The organism is Citrobacter sp. EC_71, from assembly GCF_019584005.1.
Lineage (GTDB): Bacteria > Pseudomonadota > Gammaproteobacteria > Enterobacterales > Enterobacteriaceae > Citrobacter > Citrobacter werkmanii.
Window position 1 is genome coordinate 127,063 of record NZ_VDAY01000012.1, and the last position, 19,721, is coordinate 146,783.

Consider the following 19,721-nt stretch of genomic DNA (forward strand, 5'->3'; position numbering starts at 1 on the left):
CAAGCCATTCACCGTACTGATGAATGTTTCTTGATTTTTATCAAATAATTGTCGCTGTTTTCTTCTGGTTAGCTGACTGTATTTTGACACCTCTAAATATGCTGAATGTATTTCTCTTCAGATGGCCTTTTAAATGTGATGAAGGTCTCTTTATTTGGCTTAAAGTATTAGTAAGCATAATGATTTAATAAATGTAATTAATTTTTGTATAAGTCGATTTAATGGCTTCATTTGTTGACAATTAAAGGTGCGATTTTGTACTCTGAAACTGAACTCAAACCGATTATCTGGCAATTTGACTATTCTGTAACAATTAAGCTGGAGGCTTTATGTCTACAAAGTTATGGGGCGGGCGTTTTGATATGCCAACAAATAAATTAGTTGAATCCTATAATGCAACTATTATGTTGGAGCAACGTTTATGTCCTTTTGATATTAAGGGAAGTATTGCTCATGCCACCATGTTGGGGCGTCAGGGGATTATTACGCAAGATGAAGCAAATGCCATTATTGGCGGATTAACACAGGTAAATAAAGAAATTGAAGCAGGTCAATTCATTTTCGATACTGTCGATGAAGATATTCATATGGCTATTGAAAGAAGAATGACTGAAATCATTGGCCCTGTCGGGGGGAAACTACATACCGGTCGCAGCCGTAATGATCAGACCACCGTAGATTCTAAAATGCATATGCGAACCACTATTCGCGAAATTCAACAGGACATTGTTAATCTACAAGAAATTATAGTAAATAAAGCAGAAAATAATATTGATGCGATAATGCCGGGCTATACGCATTTACAAACCGGTCAGCCCATTCTTTTATCGCACTGGATTATGGCTTATTACTGGATGTTACGTCGTGACTGGACCCGATTTGAAGACCTGTATCACCGTATGGGAGAGTGTCCTTTAGGCGCGGCAGCTCTCGCAGGAACAACTTTTCCTATTGACCGTGACTTCACTGCCCGAGAGCTTGGTTTTGATAAACCGACTGAAAACAGTATTGATTCTGTCAGCGATCGTGATCATATGGTTGAATTCACCGCAGCTGCAGCGATGTGCTTTATGCACCTCACTCGTCTTTCAGAGGAACTGGTTTTATTCTCCAGCCAGGATTTTAAATTTATTGAGCTTTCTGATGATTTCTGTACGGGCTCCAGCATTATGCCGCAAAAGAAAAACCCCGATGTAGCTGAAAAAATGCGCGGAAAGGGGGGGCGTATGTACGGAAATCTAATGGCCATGCTGACTATCATGAAAGGAATACCGCTCGCTTATAATACGGATATGAGCGAGGATAAAGAGCAGGTCTATGATTCAATGGATACGTTACAGGCCAGTCTGAAAATTATGGCCCCGATGCTCGATAAAATGGTCATTCTTGCAGAGAATACCCGTGGCGCGGCGGCCAGAGGGTTCTCGAATGCGACTGATATGGCCGATTACCTTGTGCGTAAAGGTATTCCTTTCAGAGAGGCGCACCATGTAGTAGGTAGTGCGGTTAATTACTGTATTAAACACAAAAAAATGTTAGAAGAACTTTCTATGGATGAGTTCCGCTCATTTGATAATAAAATTGAAAATGACATCTATGAGAATATTTCTTTGGAGGCATGTATTAAAGCCAGAATGTCCTATGGTGGAACCGGACCGGATGCTGTTAGAAAACAGATTGATATAGCCAGAAAATATTTAAAATAATTCTGAATATAATAATCAATATCTCCCGGATGCAATGTCCGGGAGCTTCTTTAAGGTGAAAAAAATGGACGTTTTATTCTTTATACAATTATTTATTGTACTCGCCTGTATTGGAATTGGTGGAAGGTATGGCGGAATGGGGCTTGGTGCTGGTGGGGGATTAGGGGTCGCAATACTCGTTTTGGGTTTTGGGCTCAAACCCTCCTCACCATCCATTACGGCAATGTTAATTATTATTTGTGTTATTGGCGCTGTTAGTATATTGCAGGCTGCCGGTGGGTTAGATTATCTGGTCAGAGTAGCTGAAAAGTTACTTCGTAAAAAACCGCAGGCGATTACGTTTTTTGCGCCAATATTAACGTCGGTATTTACGTTATTCTGCGGAACCACTTATGTTGCGTTTTCCCTGTATCCTGTTATCGCAGAGGTTGCCGCTGAAGCCAAAGTCCGTCCCGAACGAGCATTATCCGCAACGGTCATCGCGGCCAGCGTTGCGGTTGCTGCCAGCCCAATGAGCGCGGCAACCGCCGGGATGCTGGCTATCCTGCATGAATATGCTGGGATCACACTGGGACAAATATTATCCATCGCCCTCCCTTCATTTTTTATGGCGGCAATCGTCACCAGCTTTTCAGTCTACAAGCGTGGGAAAGAGCTGGAAGACGATCCTGAATTTCAGCGGCGTGTTGCAGCTGGTGAGTATGAGTTCATGCATTCCGAGCAGAAACAGGAATATGTTGCGTCACCTGGCGCCAAAAAAGGTGTGGCCATCTTTGCAATCGGGGTCGTGCTGGTACTCATTTTGGGATCTTTTACAGAACTACTTCCTTCCTGGGATGGAAAGCGACTTTCAACCCCAATGGTTATTCAGATGATCATGCTAACCGCTGCATTATTCATCATGATTGTCGGCAGGGTTCCCAGCAGTACTCTGAATAGTGGTTCGGTATTCCGTGCCGGTTTGATGGGGGTCGTGGCAATACTCGGTGTGTCCTGGATGACAGCAACTTTTTTTGATGCTTACCAGTCAGAACTGATCAACGTTTTTGGTGGTCTCGTGAATGGTGCGCCAATGCTGTTTGGTATTGTGGTATTCCTGTTCTCCCTGGTCATCATGAGTCCGGCTGCGACGGTAGCGGCAATCATGCCCTTAGGCGTCACACTGGGTATTCCTGCTCCGTATCTCATCGCTATATTTGCCTGTACCTGCGGTGATTTTATTATCCCTGGGGCGAATCAGATTGGTTGCGTGGCGTTTGACAGAACGGGCACAACCAAAATTGGACGTTTTGTGGTTAACCATAGCTATATTCGTCCTGGTTTCGTCATGGTTATCTCACAGGTCATTTTTGCCTACCTGATTGCGCAGGTTGTTCTTTAGTTGCAGGTGAAGAGAGATACAGTGATTGTGCTTTGACCTAAATGAGCGGCATCCCCTCTGTTTTATGCAGCAGGGGATGTCGTAAGGATAATATTTCGGCACTATATGATTTTGGCAAAGAGGAAGCAGAAAAGGGTCGACGCCACAACGGTGACCAGACCTGGTAACATATAACTATGATTTACCACATACTTACCAATACGGGTTGTTCCGGTCCTGTCAAACGCCACGCATCCAATCTGTGCCCCACCTGGAATAATAAACGATCCACACGTGACCGGAAGTAATGCTATCAGCGTTTCAGCCGGGTATCCCATTAATACGCCAGCAGGTAATAACGCCACCGCAGTTGCTGCAGGGCTATAAATCACGGCGGAAAGACCAAACACAATTATGCCGAATAGCACGGGGTTGTGAAAACCATGAAAAGCCGTATTAAATAATTCGTGCCAGGCTTCAAAGAAAGAGTTCATCATCCATGACAGACCAAATATGGCAACGACACCGACCAGGCCCGCTTTAAAAACGGAACCTGAATCAAGTTTCGAAGGAGAAATTCGACACACCATCATAATAATACACGCCGTTGTTAGCATGATTATTTGCAGCGCGGTTGGGATGCTCATGCGCTCTATGCCGGAACCAGTGTTCCATACTGGTCGTAATTGAGGAATAGATCCCATAACAACAACCAAAATGATGCCGGTAAGAAAAATCAGCAATCCTCTCTTCGCTTCTTTGGTCACGATGTTTGCTGTACGATCTTCAGCTTTTACTGACTCAAATTCACCTTCAGCAACCCGGCGTTGAAATTCTGGATCATTTTCAAGCTCATGGCCTCTTTTAAAGACAAAAAGACAGCCAACCAGGCAGCCAAGAAACGTTCCGGGAACGGTCACTAATAAAATATCTAAAGCAGAAATATGTAACCCGGCAAGGACGGCAATTGTTCCTGTTACGACGGCACTCACCGGGCTGGCAATGAGTCCAAAATTGGCGGCAATAACTGACATCGACATTGCTCGTTCCGGCCGTACTCTGGCATCTGCTGCTATTTCTGCAATCACCGGGTAAACGGAAAAGGCAACATATCCTGTTCCGCATATAGCTGTAAAAAGATAAGCGACTGCTGGCCCCAGAAAAGTGATTGCCCCAGGCCACTTTCTCAGAATTCTTTCAGCCATCGTAACGAAGAGATCCAGACCACCTGCCGTCTGAAGGATAGTGATACAAGTGATAACTGCAAGAATAATAGAAATGACCGTAATAGGGGGAGAGTCAGGAGGGAGGCCAAAGCCAAAGGTCAGAATAGCGAGCCCTAATCCGCCTGCGGCGCCTAAGCCAATTCCCCCAAAGCGCCCCCCTATACCAATACATGTAAGAACTATCGCAAACTCAATTACGAATAACACCATAATTAATTCCTTTTTGTTAACAAATATTTTAATATTATTCTAATAATGATGGGTTATAATTTTATCACGATGGTATATAAAGTAACCTAATTTATTATATTATTTATACTTATGAATGCAGCCATACTGTAATCAGAGAACGTTATGGATAAAAAAAACGAACTGTTTGAAAGTATTAAAGATTATCTACTTGATGATGCTAACCGTAAAGCCGACGGACGTATTGAAACAGAAACTGAACTCGCGGCTCGTTTTAATACATCTCGCTATAAAGTCCGTCAGGCGCTCAGCACTCTGGTACAGATGGGGATGCTTGAACGCGCCCCTCGCCGAGGCAGCGTGTTGAAAAATATGGGACAAAGCAGCATTAACAACCAACTGCTGATGCAGTTCGATCTGTCTGGTTTTGACATTACGGAATTTACAGAGGCCAGGATCCTGATTGAATGTGCGATCATTCCCCTGGCAACCCGGCGAATCTTTCCGGCCATGCTCTCGAAACTCGAAAATGAACTGAGGCTTATAGAAGAAAACGCAGACAATCCGCAAGAAGCCGATCAACACGATCGGGATTTTCATCTGCTCCTGCTGCAGGCAAGCGGCAACCGTGTTCTGCAGGTTTTCTCTGATGTGTTAATTACTTATTTTGAGAAAACAAGAGAGTCGTTACCGGCAAATGATCGCCAATATTTCCTGGATACCGCGACAAAACAAAGGGAAATCCTGTCATACATTAGAAAAGGTGATGCTCAAATGGCTTCAGAACTGATGCGCACCCATCTGCTCGAGAAGAAAATATAAGATATTGATGTTGCTAAAACCGGGGAGCGGGTTTGAGTATTTCTTTATTTATCGCCCCGTTCTCCAGTGGCTTTCCTGCTGCGTGGTGGATCTGGATCGTTTCGGATCTATAAGAGAGAAGGATGTGCGTTATAATGAGATTCGGCTCTTCAATGATCTGATGGGGGAAATGTGAATATTAGCGATGTAGCGAAAAAAACCGGTTTAACCAGCAAAGCGATACGCTTTTATGAAGAAAAAGGGCTAGTGACGCCGCCGCTGCGTAGCGAAAATGGCTATCGTACATACAACCAACAGCATCTGAATGAACTGACGCTGCTGCGCCAGGCGCGGCAGGTTGGTTTTAATCTGGAAGAGTGCGGTGAGCTGGTAAATCTGTTTAACGATCCGGCGCGTCACAGCGCGGACGTAAAAAAACGCACATTAGAGAAAGTAGCGGACATTGAGCGGCATATCAGCGAGCTGCAGGCCATGCGGTTGCATTTGCTGGCGCTGGCGGAGAGTTGCCCCGGCGATGACAGCGCCGAATGCCCGATCATGGATAATCTTTCTGGCTGCTGTCATCACAAAGCGAAGGCTTAACGGCGAGAGGGATTAAGCATAAACACCACCGTGCCGCGGTACCACGGGGATTTCTCCAGCTGCGCTTCTGCCTGCAGATCCCGGCTGCCGTTTTGCACCAGTCCCAGCTTAAATGGAATACGCAGGCGGCTGAGTGCGGGCAGATACGCCTGGTAATTCGTTACCGTGCGCCGCCCCTGATAGCTCTGCACCACCAGTTCATCAACCGCCAGCGTGTTCAGTGTGGCGACATCGCCTGTTTTTGCCCAATCCAGTAGTCCGGTCACGCCAAGCGCAAACTCGGCCGGTAGCTGTTGGCGTAGCTGCTGTAGAAAACGGGCGTAATCGGTTAGCTGGTGGGTCGCCGCGTCAAAATCAACCTGCAGGCCGACGACGTGGTTACCAGCGTTCTGCCAGCGTTGCATCAGCCGTATGATACGGGCAGGAATCACCTCCGGTACGTCGAGCGTGGTAAAGCGTACGGTCAGCCAGATTGAGGGAAAAGTCAGTCGACTGACCGGCAGTCCCAAGCGCTGGAAAACCACGTTACCCGACCGAACCAGCACCTCGCCCTGATGCAGATAGACCGTTTGCGCGTTTTTCAGCTCGTCACTGGCCTTTACTCCAGACCACAGCCAGAAAGCCGGATGTTCACGAGCGGCAACAACATCCGCCGCCTGTGCCTGGCCCATCAGTAGCGCGGTTACCAGTAATATTTGAGTTTTTGCGCCCACGGACTTCCCGGATACTGCGTTTTCAGTTGGGTGAACCAGCCCTTACGCTGCACTTTATCCACGTCCTCACCGCCGCATTCGTTAGAGCCTGAAGGCGCATAGCACATGATGGCGCGGTACAGCGCGAAGCTCTTATCTTCGACTTCGGCGGTGGGCGAGGTGATTACCTGCTGATAGTAGCTTTGTCTGTCGAACTGGCCAAACGGCTCCTTACGAGAAATGGCTGCTTCAAGCACGTCGTTGCCAGCGCTGTTTTTCCACAGATCAACATGCGTTTGCGTGGTACGGAAAAATTCGCCTAAACAGTTCAGCGCGTGGGCATCATCCGCTTTTTTACTCAATACCGTTACCGTTTCATTGAGGCTGCGGCAGGTATATCCGGCCTGAGCCGTATCGCCGTTCCAGTCAAAAGTGCTCAGGTTCACGTCATTAAACGCCTCGCCAATGACCGGCGGTGCGATTTCGCTGACAAGCTTTTTATCTTTCAACCAGTCGCCAAAACGATTCTCGGTAAGATCCCGTACCAGCAGCGTATGCAGGGCGATGGTACGTTCTTCGTTATTCGGTCCATGGATGGCCTGCTGACGCAGTTGTTCAAGTGTGGCCTGTGTTTTCAGCACCTGCGAACGAAAACGCAGGTTAGTCACCGCGCTATCCGGAGCGAAAACCGCAGCCACGTCACCGCTATAAACCAGCGTTGCGGCGAGCTTAGCCTGCACATACTGCCGCTGTTCGTTGTCCTGGCTGAGTTTCAGCAACTGCTGCCAGAAATCGCGTGCCGCGGTCCAATTCTTCTGGCCCATCAGCGCTTCGCCGTACAGCACCTGTTCGCTGAAAGCCAGCGTATCGCGCGGTGCAAGTTTATGCGCTGGCGTTACCGCCTGGATAATCGCCGCATAGTTGCCTGTCGCCATCCACAAATTCAGTTGCAGATCGTGCCACAGTGGCATTTTTTGGCTTTGCTCAAACACCGGCTTGCTGGCATCGAGTTGCGCCTGGGTCAGCGTGGGGTTGTTATTGCTATCCAGACGTAACGCGCGTAGCAGTTCGATGTAGCTGACTCGCGGCGCATCGGGGAAGGCTTCCAGCACGGATTGATCGTAGAACGCCATGCCGTAGACATTATCGTATTCGATGACGGTTTCACGCAGTTGCTGTGCGTCAGCCGACTGCTGGAGCGTCTGCTCATACAACCCGGCCAGCTGCGGCCACGCCTGTAAATACCAGTTAATTCGGCGCAACATGCCGCGCGTGGAGGCGGCGTATTGCCCCTGCGGAAAGCGTTGCAGATAGGCTTGCGCCAGAATCTGAGCCTGAGAGGCGTCCTCGCGGTTAATTTTAGCGATATCAAAATCGCCATATTCGCCCACGCTGTTCTGACTGCTCTTGTTCAGCGCCGTACGCATCAGCATGTATTGCGCGGTCTCCGCCAGCCACGGGCGATCGCTTTTAGCGAGCTGAGTGAAATCCCGTTCGGCGCTGGCATAATCACCCGCATAGAAGCTGGCGGCTGCCGCGAGGTAACTTTTGTACTGTTGAGCTGGCGAATCCGTTGGGAGAGTGGCGAGAGATGACTCAATCTGTTCTCGGGTCGCGTCAGAGAACAGCCCCATACGCGCTTGCGCTAAGGCCTGGCGTTGCTCTGCTGTTAACGCGGTATCGGCCAGCAGTGCAGCAAAAAACTGGCTGACGCTGGCGGTATTATTCGAAACATAACGGTTCTCATGCTCGGCGTCGTTGAGGTTGGCTTCATCCGCATTAATGTTCAGCTCGGCCATCTGTCGGGAGAGGGGGCTATCTTCAGCGGATGCCGGGGCAGAGGCTGGCTGCGGGGCTGTTTCATCCCACTGCGGGTGATATGCAAAATAGAAATCGCGGGAGCGGGTGATATCTTCAGGCATCGACTGCACGGGCAGATCAAATGCTTTTTCCTGGCTCAGCAGCCGCAGCAGGTTGTCGCGGCTGTCGTTTGCCGGGTTAAAGGTCGGCGTACCTTTCAGCAGGCAGCTGTCGTCGCTCCATTTGCAGTCTTCCATATCGAAGGAGGCGAAAGCCTGAGGCGCGCCAGCCAGCAAAGAATAAAGGGCAACGGCGAGAGACGTCTTCCTGATCATAGTCTGAATTCCTGTCTGTTTTAGTGTGGTACCGCTTTGATAATCAGGGTAATTCCCTCAACGGCAATGACTTCAACCTGCGTTCCCGCGCTCAAATCGTCGCGGGCGCTGACGGGCCACGAACTGTCGCCGACGCGCATATGTCCGCGACCATTGACCAGGGCGCTTTCCAGAATAAATCGACGGCCAACCAACTGCTGACCGCGCTGGTTAAGATGGCTGTCGGCGGGTTTCTGCTCTTTCACGCGTTTTGCCAGCCACTTCCACCACAGCCAGGCCGCCAGCAGCGTGAGTACAGCGAACATCGCTCCCTGCCACGCCCAGTCGAGCGGGAGGAGCCAAACCACCAGTCCGGTTATTACCGCTGCCATGCCGCTCCATAGCAAATAACCGTTACCGCCCAGCATCTCGGCGGCGAGCAACAGACCGCCGAGGCTGAGCCAGAAGATGTGCGGATGGACCAGAATCATCGCTATCATGATTTTTTCCGCTCGCTGGCGCTGTCCTTAACCAGTTCGGCGATCCCGGCAATGGAACCCATCAGGCTGCTGGCATCCAGCGGCATCATCACCACTTTGCTGTTATTCGACGAACCGATATGCTGCAACGCTTCGGTGTATTTCTGCGCCACGAAGTAGTTCACGGCCTGGATATCCCCGGCGGCAATGGCTTCAGAAACCATCTGCGTTGCGCGGGCTTCTGCTTCTGCGGAACGTTCACGCGCTTCAGCCTGTAAAAACGCGGACTGGCGTTCACCTTCCGCTATCAGGATTTTCGACTGCTTCTCACCCTCGGCCTTGACGATTTCCGCCTGGCGGATGCCTTCGGCTTCCAGAATGTAGGCGCGCTTGGTACGTTCGGCTTTCATCTGCGCGTTCATGGCCTCAATCAGTTCCGCCGGTGGACGCACGTCACGAATCTCAATACGGGTGATTTTGATGCCCCAGGGATTGGTGGCCTCATCAACAATATGCAGCAGGCGCGTGTTGATGTTGTCACGCTGGGAGAGCATTTCATCAAGCTCCATTGAACCGAGAACGGTACGAATGTTGGTCATGGTCAGGTTGATGATTGCCAGTTCGAGGTTACTGACTTCATATGCCGCTTTCGGCGCGTCGATCACCTGAATAAAACACACAGCATCAATCGAGACGTTGGCGTTATCTTTGGAGATGACTTCCTGAGAAGGGATATCAAGCACTTGTTCCATCATGTTGATCTTACGACCAATACGATCCATGAAAGGCACAACAAGGCTTAACCCAGGTTGCAGAGTTTTGGTGTAACGCCCGAAACGCTCCACCGTCCACTGGTATCCCTGAGGGACGATTTTGACGCCTGCGCCGACGATGACCAGCGCGACAAAAATAAGAATAGGAATAAAAATGAGCATTGATGAAACCTCCTGTTGTGCTGTCCTTTACTGCCTCATTAGTCAAATTATACCCGATTAATCAAGGTGGCTCCCCTATAATAAATTACAGGAATATACCCTTCATACTTCAAGCTGCATGTGCGTTAGCTACGTTCGTTCACTCCAGTCACATAGCTAGCTATGTGACTGGGGATTTACTCACTTGCCGCCTTCATGCAACTCGAATTATTTTGGGTATAGACTGTCTGCACGAAAGAGGTAAAAAAGGATCGATAATGGAAGAAAGCAGCATTTTGCTTCAGTTGAAAAATGTCGCCTGGCAGGCGGGGGCGACGCAGGTTCTCAATAACATCTGTTTTAATCTCGATGCCGGAGAATTTAAGCTGATTACCGGTCAGTCCGGCTGCGGTAAAAGTACGTTACTGAAAATTGTGGCGTCGTTAATTAGTCCGAGTTCCGGTGAAATCCTTTTTGAGGGTAAGGAGATATCAACGCTTAAGCCTGAAGCTTATCGCCAGCAGGTCTCTTATTGCGCGCAAACGCCCGCTTTGTTTGGTGACACCGTCTACGACAACCTCATTTTTCCCTGGCAAATCCGCGATAAACGCCCGGAACCGGATGTGTTTCTGGAAGACCTGGCCCGTTTTGAGTTGCCCGAAAGTATTCTCAAAAAAGGGATCAATGAACTGTCCGGCGGCGAAAAGCAGCGCGTCTCGTTAATTCGTAATTTACAGTTTCTGCCCAAAATCCTGCTGCTTGATGAAATCACCAGCGCACTGGATGAGTCCAACAAACGTAACGTGAATGAATTAATTCACCACTATGTTCGCGACAAGAATATTGCCGTGCTGTGGGTGACGCACGATAAAGATGAGATTAATCACGCGGATAATGTCATCACTCTTCAACCGCACGCCGGAGAAATGCAGGAAGTCAGCAATGAACGAGCATAATATTACCAATGAATCACTGGCGTTAGCGATGATGCTGGTGGTGGTCGCCATACTGATCAGTAACAAAGAAAAACTGGCGCTGGAAAAAGATATTCTCTGGAGCGTTTGCCGGGCTGTGGTTCAGCTTATTATCGTCGGCTATGTACTGAAATATATTTTCGGCGTCAATCACAGCATTCTGACCTTATTGATGGTGCTGTTTATCTGTTTTAACGCCGCCTATAACGCGCAAAAACGCAGTAAATATATTGATAACGCTTTTCTCTCGTCGTTTATTGCCATTACGGTTGGGGCGGGGTTGACGCTGTCGGTACTGGTGTTGTCCGGCTCTATTGAGTTCACGCCGATGCAGGTTATTCCAATTTCCGGGATGATTGCAGGTAATGCGATGGTGGCGGTGGGGCTGTGTTACAACAATCTGGGGCAGCGATTTAACAGTGAACAGCAGCAAATCCAGGAAAAGCTCAGCCTCGGCGCGACGCCGAAGGTGGCCTCCGCGCCGCTGATTCGCGACAGCATTCGCGCCTCGCTGATCCCGACGATCGATTCTGCCAAGACCGTGGGATTGGTGAGTTTACCGGGGATGATGTCTGGGTTGATTTTTGCCGGTATTGACCCGGTAAAAGCGATTAAGTATCAGATTATGGTGACGTTTATGCTGCTTTCGACCGCCAGCCTGTCAACCATTATTGCCTGCTACCTGACCTATCGGAAGTTCTATAATTCACGCCACCAATTAGTCGTAACGCATTTGAAGAAGACGTGATGTGATGCCGGAGGGAGCGGTATTTGTTGAATTTCCAGGCCCGATAAGCGCAAGCACCATCGGGCCAAATCAAACGGATTAGTACAGCAGCGCGTACAGCTGGCGGCGGTATTTCGAAGCCAGCGCATCGCCGGTTCCCAGTGCGGCAAGGATCTCCTGGAAGGTCTTACGCGCCTGACCGTCGGCAGCCGTAAGATCTTTCTTCAGGTGGCTGAACAGCAATTCCAGCGATTCTTCGTTACGTCCGACCTGATGGAGTTGGATGGCTAATTGCGTGGCCAGCGCGGCATCCTGCGGGTTGCTGGCAACCTGTTGCTGCAACTGTTGGATTTCCGGCGTATCCGCCGCCTGCTTCAGCAGTTCAATCTGTGCGACCAGCCCCTGATAACGGGTATCCTGATCCTGCAATGGAATTGTTTTCAGCACCGCTTCGGCATCGTCAGAACGATTGAGGGCGATTTGCGTTTCCGCCAGCAGCAGGCCGATTTCGCTGCTCTGGTTGGAGAGTTGCCAGGCTTCTTTCAGCAGCGGCAACGCATCCGCGTGATTACCGGCTTCGATAAACTCGATAGCCTGGCGTGCTTTCAGCTCTTCTTCGCTCGGCAGCACTTTCTCCAGCAGCGCACGAATAACCTCTTCCGGCTGCGGACCCTGGAAACCATCTACCGGCTGACCGTTCTGGAACAGATAAACCGTAGGGATCGCGCGCAGACCAAACTGGGAGGCGATCATCTGTTCGGCGTCGCAGTCGAGTTTAGCGAGAATAAACTGACCATTATACTGGGCGGCAAGGCTCTCCAGCACCGGCGTTAATTGCAGACAATGCTGGCTGCGCTCAGACCAAAAATAGAACAGGACCGGCGTGGTCATCGACTGTTCAAGGGTCTGCTGCAGGTTCGATTCATTAATATTAACAATATTCTGTGTGGACATGGAGTTACTCTCTTTTGTCGATTTCTTGTTACATGGGGGCTGACGCGCGAGCTTCAACTCAACCCTGTAAAATTTTGTCCATTATGCGGCCTGGCAGCAGGCGTTTAAGCAGCATAACTGCCCAGGTCACCAGCGTAACCGGATAACGTAGCTTCGGTTTGTCGCTCTCAAATGCGTGACGCACTTTGGCGACAACCGCTTGTGGTTCCAGCGTAAACCGCGCGGCAATGCCGGGGTTTTCGACGGGGGCATCGCTCTGCGTCTGGTTAACGTTTTCGGTAAAGCGGGTGCGGATGGGGCCTGGTTCAATCAGGCTGACCTTAATCCCACTGTGACGCAGCTCCATACGCAGCGCGTCGGACCAGGCTTCCAGCGCATATTTACTGGCGGCATAGGCACCACGTCCCGGCGTTGAGATCAATCCCATTACCGAGGAGGTCATCACGATGCGCCCTTCGCCGTGAGGTTGCATGGCGGGCAACAGGCGCATGGTAAGCTGATGTGCGCCAAAGAAGTTGGCGGAAAACTGCTGCTCCATCTGCTCACGGCTAATCGTGGGCAGTGGGCCGTAGACGCCGTATCCGGCGTTGTTAAAGATCCCATATAAACGATTATCGGTCAGGGCGATCACCTCATCGGCGGCGCGATCCACGCTTTCGGGTGAATCCAGATCCAGCAATACGCCGGTGAATCCCATGCTGTTCATACGCGCGACATCGTCAGGTTTGCGGCAGCCAGCCAGAATTTGAAAACCCTGGCGCTTTAGCTCAAGCGCGCTTTCCAGGCCGATTCCGCTGGAACATCCTGTTATTAAGACCGATTTTTGCATAACTTTACCTGTCGGGATCTCCGTTGAATTACGAGTCGTGATTAACTAGAGGAGTGAGATGTTGCGCCATCCAGTCGGCAATAAACGGCTGGGCGTCACGATTAGGATGAATACCATCATCCTGCATCCACTGGGGTTTCAGATACACCTCTTCCATAAAAAAGGGCAGCAGAGGGATATCAAACTCCTTGGCGAGCTTTGGATAAATCGCGCTAAAGGTTTCATTATAACGGCGACCGTAGTTTGCCGGCAGACGAATTTGCATTAATAGCGGTTCGGCATTTGCCGCTTTCACGTCCTGCAAAATCGTGCGCAGGGTTTGTTCGGTTTGCGCAGGCGCAAAGCCCCGCAGGCCATCGTTGCCGCCAAGTTCGACCAGTACCCAACGCGGCTGGTGCTGCTTGAGTAATGCAGGCAGACGGGCCAGGCCCTGCTGCGAGGTGTCGCCGCTAATGCTGGCATTCACCACTGGCGTTTTGGTTTGCCATTTATCATTAAGTAGCGCAGGCCACGCGGCGCTGGCGGACATACGGTATCCGGCGCTCAGGCTGTCACCCAGAATTAATAACGTGTCCGCAGCGGCGGCGCGGAAAGTTAACAGGACCAGGAACAGGAAAGGCCAATGCCAGCGGAAAACATTGTTGAAGTTCATCATCTTAAGAAATCCGTCGGTCAGGGTGATCATGAGCTATCCATCCTTACCGGAGTTGAACTGGTTGTCAAACGCGCCGAGACCATTGCGCTGATTGGCGAGTCGGGATCGGGAAAATCCACGTTGCTGGCGATCCTCGCCGGGCTGGACGATGGTTCCAGCGGTGAAGTGAGTCTGGTGGGGCTGGCGCTACATACCATGGATGAAGAAGCCCGGGCGCAGCTGCGGGCAAAACATGTGGGATTCGTTTTCCAGTCATTCATGTTAATCCCGACCCTGAACGCACTGGAAAACGTCGAACTGCCCGCGCTGTTGCGTGGTGAAAACAGCGGAAAAAGCCGCGACGGGGCAAAAACGTTGCTCGAGCAACTTGGGCTGGGAAAACGTCTGGATCATCTTCCGGCCCAGCTTTCCGGCGGGGAACAGCAGCGCGTGGCGCTGGCGCGGGCATTTAACGGGCGTCCGGATGTGCTGTTTGCCGATGAGCCGACAGGCAACCTCGATCGCCAGACCGGAGACAAAATAGCCGACCTGTTGTTTTCTCTGAACCGGGAACACGGCACCACCCTGATTCTGGTGACGCATGACCCGCAGTTGGCGGCGCGTTGCGACAGGCGCTTACGTCTGGTGAATGGACAGTTGCAGGAGGAGGCATGATTGCACGCTGGTTCTGGCGCGAATGGCGCTCGCCTTCACTACTGATTGTCTGGCTGGCGCTGAGCCTGGCGGTGGCCTGCGTTCTGGCGCTGGGGAATATCAGCGACCGTATGGAAAAAGGGTTGAGCCAGCAAAGCCGCGAGTTTATGGCGGGAGATCGTGCGCTGCAAAGTTCACGCACCGTGCCGAAAGCATGGATTGACGAGGCGCGGCAGCGGGGTTTGAAAGTCGGCGAGCAACTGACTTTTGCGACCATGACTTTTGCCCATGACACGCCGCAACTGGCGAACGTCAAAGCGGTAGATGACGTGTATCCGATGTACGGCACGTTACAAACTAATCCACCGGGGTTGAAACCACAGCCGGGCATGGTGTTGCTGGCCCCGCGCCTGATGGCGCTGCTCAATCTAAAAATCGGTGATTCTATTGACGTCGGTGATGCCACGCTGCGCATCGCTGGAGAAGTGGTGCAGGAGCCGGACTCCGGTTTTAATCCGTTCCAGATAGCACCGCGCCTGATGATGAGCATGGCGGATGTCGAAAAAACGGCGGCGGTCCAGCCGGGAAGCCGCGTGACCTGGCGCTATAAATTTGGCGGAACGCCGCAGCAACTGGACGCGTACGAAAAATGGCTGTTGCCGCAGCTAAAGCCTGAACAGCGCTGGTACGGGCTGGAGCAGGATGAAGGCGCGCTGGGGAAATCTCTGGAGCGTTCGCAACAGTTCCTGCTGTTGTCGGCGCTGTTAACGCTGCTGCTGGCGGTCGCCGCGGTTGCTGTGGCGATGAGCCATTATTGCCGCAGCCGTTACGATCTGGTGGCTATACTGAAAACCCTCGGCGCGGGCAGAGCGCAACTGCGTAGGCTGATTGTTGGTCAATGGATGATGGTGCTGGCGCTGTCTGGTGTTACCGGTGGGCTTTTTGGGCTGTTGTTTGAGCACGCACTGGTGGTGTTACTCAAGCCGGTCCTGCCCGGCGAGCTGCCGCCCGCCAGCCCCTGGCCGTGGCTGTGGGCCTTAGGCACCATGACGGTAATTTCGCTGTTGGTCGGGTTGCGTCCTTATCGGCTACTGCTGGCGACGCAGCCGCTACGTGTGTTACGCCGTGACGTGGTGGCAAACGTCTGGCCGCTGAAGTTTTATTTGCCGGTAGTATTGGTCGTTGTGGTCGTCCTGCTCGCTGGACTGATGGGGGGAAGCCTGCTGTTATGGGCCGTGCTGGCCGGGGCGGTGGTACTGGCGCTGGTGTGCGGCGTGCTCGGCTGGATGCTGCTCAATGTGCTGCGTGGTCTGACGCTCACCTCGCTGCCGTTGCGTTTGGCGGTCAGTCGACTGTTGCGCCAGCCGTGGTCAACGCTCAGCCAGCTGTCGGCATTTTCACTTTCCTTTATGCTGCTGGCGTTGCTGCTGGTGCTGCGTGGCGATCTGCTTGACCGTTGGCAGCAGCAAATGCCGCCAGAAAGTCCCAATTATTTCTTGATCAACATTGCCAGTGAGCAGGTTGTACCGCTGAAGTCATTCTTGTCGGAACATCAGGTGATCCCGGAATCGTTCTATCCGATTGTACGGGCGCGTCTGACAGCCATTAACGATAAGCCGACCGAAGGCAATCAGGATGAGGCGCTTAACCGTGAGCTTAATCTGACCTGGCAGGATACCCGACCAGATCATAACCCGATAACTGCCGGAAGCTGGCCGCCAAAAGCGGGTGAAGTATCGATGGAAGAAGGGTTGGCGAAGCGGTTAAACGTGAAGCTCGGCGATCGGGTGACCTTTATGGGCGATACCCAGGATTTCAGCGCCACGGTCAGCAGCCTGCGTAAAGTGGACTGGGAAAGCCTGCGGCCTAACTTCTTCTTTATTTTCCCTTCCGGGGCGCTGGACGATCAGCCCCAGAGCTGGTTAACCAGCTTTCGTTGGGAGAACGGCAACGGCATGTTGACGCAGCTTAACCGCGAATTCCCGACCATCAGCCTGCTGGATATAGGCGCCATCCTCAAACAGGTGGGCCAGGTGCTGGAGCAGGTAAGTAGGGCGCTGGAGGTGATGGTGGTGCTGGTTACCGCCTGTGGCATGTTGTTGCTGTTGGCACAGGTTCAGGTGGGGATGCGTCAACGTCATCAGGAACTGGTGGTCTGGCGCACGCTGGGAGCAGGCAAGAAATTGCTGCGTACTACGCTGTGGTGCGAGTTCGCCATGCTCGGGATGGTCGCCGGGCTGGTGGCGGCCATCGGTGCGGAAACCGCGCTGGCGGTATTGCAAACCCGCGTATTTGATTTCCCGTGGGAGCCAGACTGGCGGCTGTGGGTTGTGTTGCCGCTTTGTGGGGCATTGCTCCTCTCTCTATGCGGCGGATGGCTCGGTTCACGTCTGCTAAAAGGTAAAGCGCTGTTCCGTCAGTTCAGTAGTTAATTCCTGTCAGTGATGATTACGCACCGGTTTTTAAATCGGTGCGTTTTTTTATCTATGTAGCACAAATTGATAACTCCTTGATATTTAACAGCACAGAACAATAAAAACCCGACAACACGAGTGTATTAATAAACGTTAATATTTGTATGCTGAATAATTGGCAGGCTATCTATCAAGGTACAAATAATGACTATAAAAAAAACGGCGCTGGCGGTATCGATCGGCGCAGCAGTGGCATTAACGACTTTCGCTTCCCAGGCGGAAATCACGGTCCTGAAACAAGATCCGCAGGCGGGCGATCCGCTAAGCCGTCTTAACTTCACCGTCGGCGGTAGTATTCGTCCGCAGTTCCAGAATATGGCCGGTGACGATGGTAAGAATGGCTACAAACGTAATGGTTTCGACGGCGGGACCCGTTTCCGCTTCGCCGCAGACTACTATCTGTTTGATGACATCAGTTGGGTGAGCTACTACGAGCTGGGCGTTAACTTCCCGGCCATGTTCAACTGGGATAATCACTACGCTGACGGCGCCAACGACACCACGCGTCGTATGCTGTACACCGGTCTGAAGAGCGCGACCTGGGGTACGCTGACCTTCGGTCAACAGAACAGCATTTACTATGACGTGGTCGGGGCGAAAACGGATATCTGGGACTACGATATGATCGGTCAGGCGCCAGGTAACGGTATCAATGGCGACTATGACGGTTCCTATCGTACACGTAAATCGCTGAAGTATAAGAAAACGGTGGGTGATGTTGATCTCTATGCATCTTATTTGTTCAGCGATGATTACAACCCGAACAACGGCCTGCGCTACAAGCGTAAAGGCGGCGGCTCGTTGGGTGTGGATTATCACATCACCGATGACCTGACCTGGGGCACCGCGTGGAACTATACCCGTGCGGAAATGCGCGGCGACGGCAACAAAACCTACGATCAAAACATCGTCGGTACCGCACTGAGCTGGAAACCGGACAACTGGACCTTCTCAATGGGCGGCGGCTGGTATCAAAACTTCATGACCACCAAAAAAGTTTCGGTTAACGACTACTTTGCCGGTGATGCATGGGGTCTGGAATACTTCGCAGGTTACACCTTCCCGGTTGGTCAGTATGCGCTGAAATCTGTTCAGCCTTACTTTATGGGCGATCGTATCGAGTACGTGAATGGTCGTAACTATCTGCGTACCGACAACGGTGTGGGTATCAGCTTCCAGCTGGATTACGGTTTCCGTGTGGATTACGAACACGTCTTTACCTCCAGCACCGACAACCTGGGCGATATGAACCTGGTGCGTTTGCGTTACGACTTCTAAGTCAATTTTCCTTCCAAAGCCGGGTAACCAGGGCGTTATCCGGTTTTTTACTCTCCCTTGCCGAAAAACGCATAAGCACCTTCCTTGCACATTCAACGACATACTTCGCAACATCATGAAATAATTTCAAGGACAGCGGGTTGTGATCTGTGTCATGTTAGAAATCTGCCTGTTATCAGGCCAACGAGAACAACGCCGCATGAACGGCGTGAGACATGACACCACAACGTTAAAATGGAGAAAATATGGGATTGCGTCAGAGTTTACGCGTCGCGACCGGGGCGCTGTTACTGGCCTGCGGCTTACAATTTGCTCATGCGAACAGTGACCCGCATACCATCGTGTTTGGCGTCGCGCCTGGGCCGTACGGCGATATGGTGAAACAGGCCATTGCCCCTACGCTGAAAGAGAAAGGTTACAAGGTGGTGGTGCGCGAATTCAGCGACTACGTGCAGCCGAATATGGCGCTTTCCAACGGCAGCATTGATGCCAACCTGTTCCAGCACTCGCTCTATTTTGACAAATTCACCGCCGATAAAGGGCTAAAGCTGAGCAAGCTGATTGTGGTCCCGACGGCTGGGATGGGGTTTTACTCGCACAAAATCAAAAGCCTGGATGAGTTAAAAAAAGGGGATGTGATCACGCTGTCCAACGATCCGACCAACCTGGCCCGCGGTCTGCGTTTCCTGCAATCCATTGGTCTTATCACCATCAAAGACAATATCGATCCCACGAAAGCCTCCGAGCGTGATATCGCCAGCAACCCGAAAGGGCTGGTGTTTAAACCCCTGGAAGCGGCACAACTACCGCGCACTTTGGACGGTGTGACCGGCGCGCTGGTCAACGGTAACTTTGCCGTGGCGGCAAAACTGGATCTTTCCAGCGCCATCAAGCAAGAGCATCTGGACGAAAATCTGAAAAATATCATTGCGGTACGCAGTGAAGATGCGGATAAACCGTTCGCGAAAGATATTGTTGAAGCGGTGAAGTCCCCGGCGTATCGCGCGGTGATCGACGATCCGCAAAACATCTACAGCGCCTTCCAGAAACCGGAATGGATGTCGGCAGCCCAATAATCGCTGCATGCAAGGGTTAACAGGGGCAGCGGCGACT

Annotated in this window: 18 protein-coding genes; 10 read left to right on the forward strand and 8 right to left on the reverse strand. The window is 51.4% G+C overall.

All coding sequences use genetic code 11. The features are described 5' to 3' along the window. Positions 1-329: 329 nt before the first annotated feature. A complete protein-coding gene (argH, locus tag FHD02_RS14745) occupies positions 330-1,706 on the forward strand; it encodes an argininosuccinate lyase (protein WP_220394024.1) in 1,377 nt (458 codons plus the stop codon). Between the two features lie 64 nt (positions 1,707-1,770). After that, positions 1,771-3,087 (forward strand): anaerobic C4-dicarboxylate transporter family protein, encoded by a 1,317-nt coding sequence (locus FHD02_RS14750; RefSeq protein WP_137360431.1) that lies wholly within the window; start codon positions 1,771-1,773, stop codon positions 3,085-3,087. Between the two features lie 101 nt (positions 3,088-3,188). Here the strand turns inward: FHD02_RS14750 and FHD02_RS14755 are convergent, their stop codons facing one another. Then, positions 3,189-4,502 carry an anaerobic C4-dicarboxylate transporter family protein gene (locus FHD02_RS14755; protein ID WP_220394025.1) on the reverse strand — a complete coding sequence of 438 codons (1,314 nt, stop codon included), beginning with the start codon at positions 4,500-4,502 and terminating at the stop codon, positions 3,189-3,191. Between the two features lie 144 nt (positions 4,503-4,646). Between FHD02_RS14755 and FHD02_RS14760 the strand changes: the two genes are divergently transcribed. Continuing rightward, positions 4,647-5,303: a FadR/GntR family transcriptional regulator gene (locus tag FHD02_RS14760; RefSeq protein ID WP_042310019.1), complete on the forward strand. Its 657-nt coding sequence runs from the start codon at positions 4,647-4,649 to the stop codon at positions 5,301-5,303. A 171-nt stretch (positions 5,304-5,474) separates the two neighbouring features. Continuing rightward, complete coding sequence (cueR, locus tag FHD02_RS14765) at positions 5,475-5,885, forward strand: Cu(I)-responsive transcriptional regulator (RefSeq protein WP_006685661.1); 411 nt, start codon at positions 5,475-5,477, stop codon at positions 5,883-5,885. Here the strand turns inward: cueR and FHD02_RS14770 are convergent. The 4 genes from FHD02_RS14770 to FHD02_RS14785 are packed head-to-tail and all read right to left on the reverse strand — an operon-like array spanning position 5,882 to position 10,105. Continuing rightward, entirely contained in the window at positions 5,882-6,598 is a 717-nt protein-coding gene (locus FHD02_RS14770) for a DUF3142 domain-containing protein (RefSeq protein WP_137370915.1), read from the reverse strand. The two genes, cueR and FHD02_RS14770, sit on opposite strands and share 4 nt — an antisense overlap. Continuing rightward, on the reverse strand, positions 6,568-8,712 hold the full coding sequence (locus FHD02_RS14775) for a hypothetical protein (protein WP_220394026.1): 2,145 nt from the start codon (positions 8,710-8,712) through the stop codon (positions 6,568-6,570). Before FHD02_RS14775 ends, FHD02_RS14770 begins: the two co-directional genes overlap by 31 nt. Before the next feature lie 20 nt (positions 8,713-8,732). Then, positions 8,733-9,191 (reverse strand): NfeD family protein, encoded by a 459-nt coding sequence (locus FHD02_RS14780; RefSeq protein ID WP_220394027.1) that lies wholly within the window; start codon positions 9,189-9,191, stop codon positions 8,733-8,735. After that, entirely contained in the window at positions 9,188-10,105 is a 918-nt protein-coding gene (locus tag FHD02_RS14785; protein ID WP_220394028.1) for an SPFH domain-containing protein, read from the reverse strand. Before FHD02_RS14785 ends, FHD02_RS14780 begins: the two co-directional genes overlap by 4 nt. 257 nt (positions 10,106-10,362) lie before the next feature. Between FHD02_RS14785 and fetA the strand changes: the two genes are divergently transcribed. Together fetA and fetB are read left to right on the forward strand one after the other, a co-directional pair. Then, entirely contained in the window at positions 10,363-11,040 is a 678-nt protein-coding gene (gene fetA, locus FHD02_RS14790) for an iron efflux ABC transporter ATP-binding subunit FetA (protein WP_137370912.1), read from the forward strand. Then, positions 11,027-11,806 carry an iron efflux ABC transporter permease subunit FetB gene (gene fetB, locus FHD02_RS14795; RefSeq protein ID WP_038638405.1) on the forward strand — a complete coding sequence of 260 codons (780 nt, stop codon included), beginning with the start codon at positions 11,027-11,029 and terminating at the stop codon, positions 11,804-11,806. Before fetA ends, fetB begins: the two co-directional genes overlap by 14 nt. Before the next feature lie 78 nt (positions 11,807-11,884). On the opposite strand, the gene FHD02_RS14800 is transcribed toward fetB, so the two are convergent. Genes FHD02_RS14800 through tesA form a run of 3 tightly spaced genes read right to left on the reverse strand, consistent with a single transcriptional unit; the run spans position 11,885 to position 14,223 of the window. Continuing rightward, positions 11,885-12,739: a co-chaperone YbbN gene (locus tag FHD02_RS14800; RefSeq protein ID WP_042310010.1), complete on the reverse strand. Its 855-nt coding sequence runs from the start codon at positions 12,737-12,739 to the stop codon at positions 11,885-11,887. Positions 12,740-12,797: 58 nt separating this feature from the next. Next, a complete protein-coding gene (locus FHD02_RS14805) occupies positions 12,798-13,568 on the reverse strand; it encodes an SDR family oxidoreductase (protein WP_042310009.1) in 771 nt (256 codons plus the stop codon). A gap of 28 nt (positions 13,569-13,596) precedes the next feature. Continuing rightward, on the reverse strand, positions 13,597-14,223 hold the full coding sequence (tesA, locus tag FHD02_RS14810) for a multifunctional acyl-CoA thioesterase I/protease I/lysophospholipase L1 (RefSeq protein WP_003021850.1): 627 nt from the start codon (positions 14,221-14,223) through the stop codon (positions 13,597-13,599). Here tesA and ybbA point away from each other — a divergent pair. The 4 genes from ybbA to FHD02_RS14830 all read left to right on the forward strand — a co-directional run bounded on the left by ybbA (position 14,191) and on the right by FHD02_RS14830 (position 19,684). Next, complete coding sequence (gene ybbA, locus FHD02_RS14815; RefSeq protein WP_137370911.1) at positions 14,191-14,877, forward strand: putative ABC transporter ATP-binding protein YbbA; 687 nt, start codon at positions 14,191-14,193, stop codon at positions 14,875-14,877. The genes tesA and ybbA overlap by 33 nt on opposite strands. Then, a complete protein-coding gene (gene ybbP, locus FHD02_RS14820; protein WP_137370910.1) occupies positions 14,874-17,288 on the forward strand; it encodes a putative ABC transporter permease subunit YbbP in 2,415 nt (804 codons plus the stop codon). Before ybbA ends, ybbP begins: the two co-directional genes overlap by 4 nt. 186 nt (positions 17,289-17,474) lie before the next feature. After that, positions 17,475-18,608 carry a porin gene (locus FHD02_RS14825; RefSeq protein WP_042310002.1) on the forward strand — a complete coding sequence of 378 codons (1,134 nt, stop codon included), beginning with the start codon at positions 17,475-17,477 and terminating at the stop codon, positions 18,606-18,608. A gap of 245 nt (positions 18,609-18,853) precedes the next feature. Continuing rightward, complete coding sequence (locus FHD02_RS14830) at positions 18,854-19,684, forward strand: MetQ/NlpA family ABC transporter substrate-binding protein (RefSeq protein ID WP_038638419.1); 831 nt, start codon at positions 18,854-18,856, stop codon at positions 19,682-19,684. The last annotated feature ends 37 nt before the right edge of the window (positions 19,685-19,721 follow it).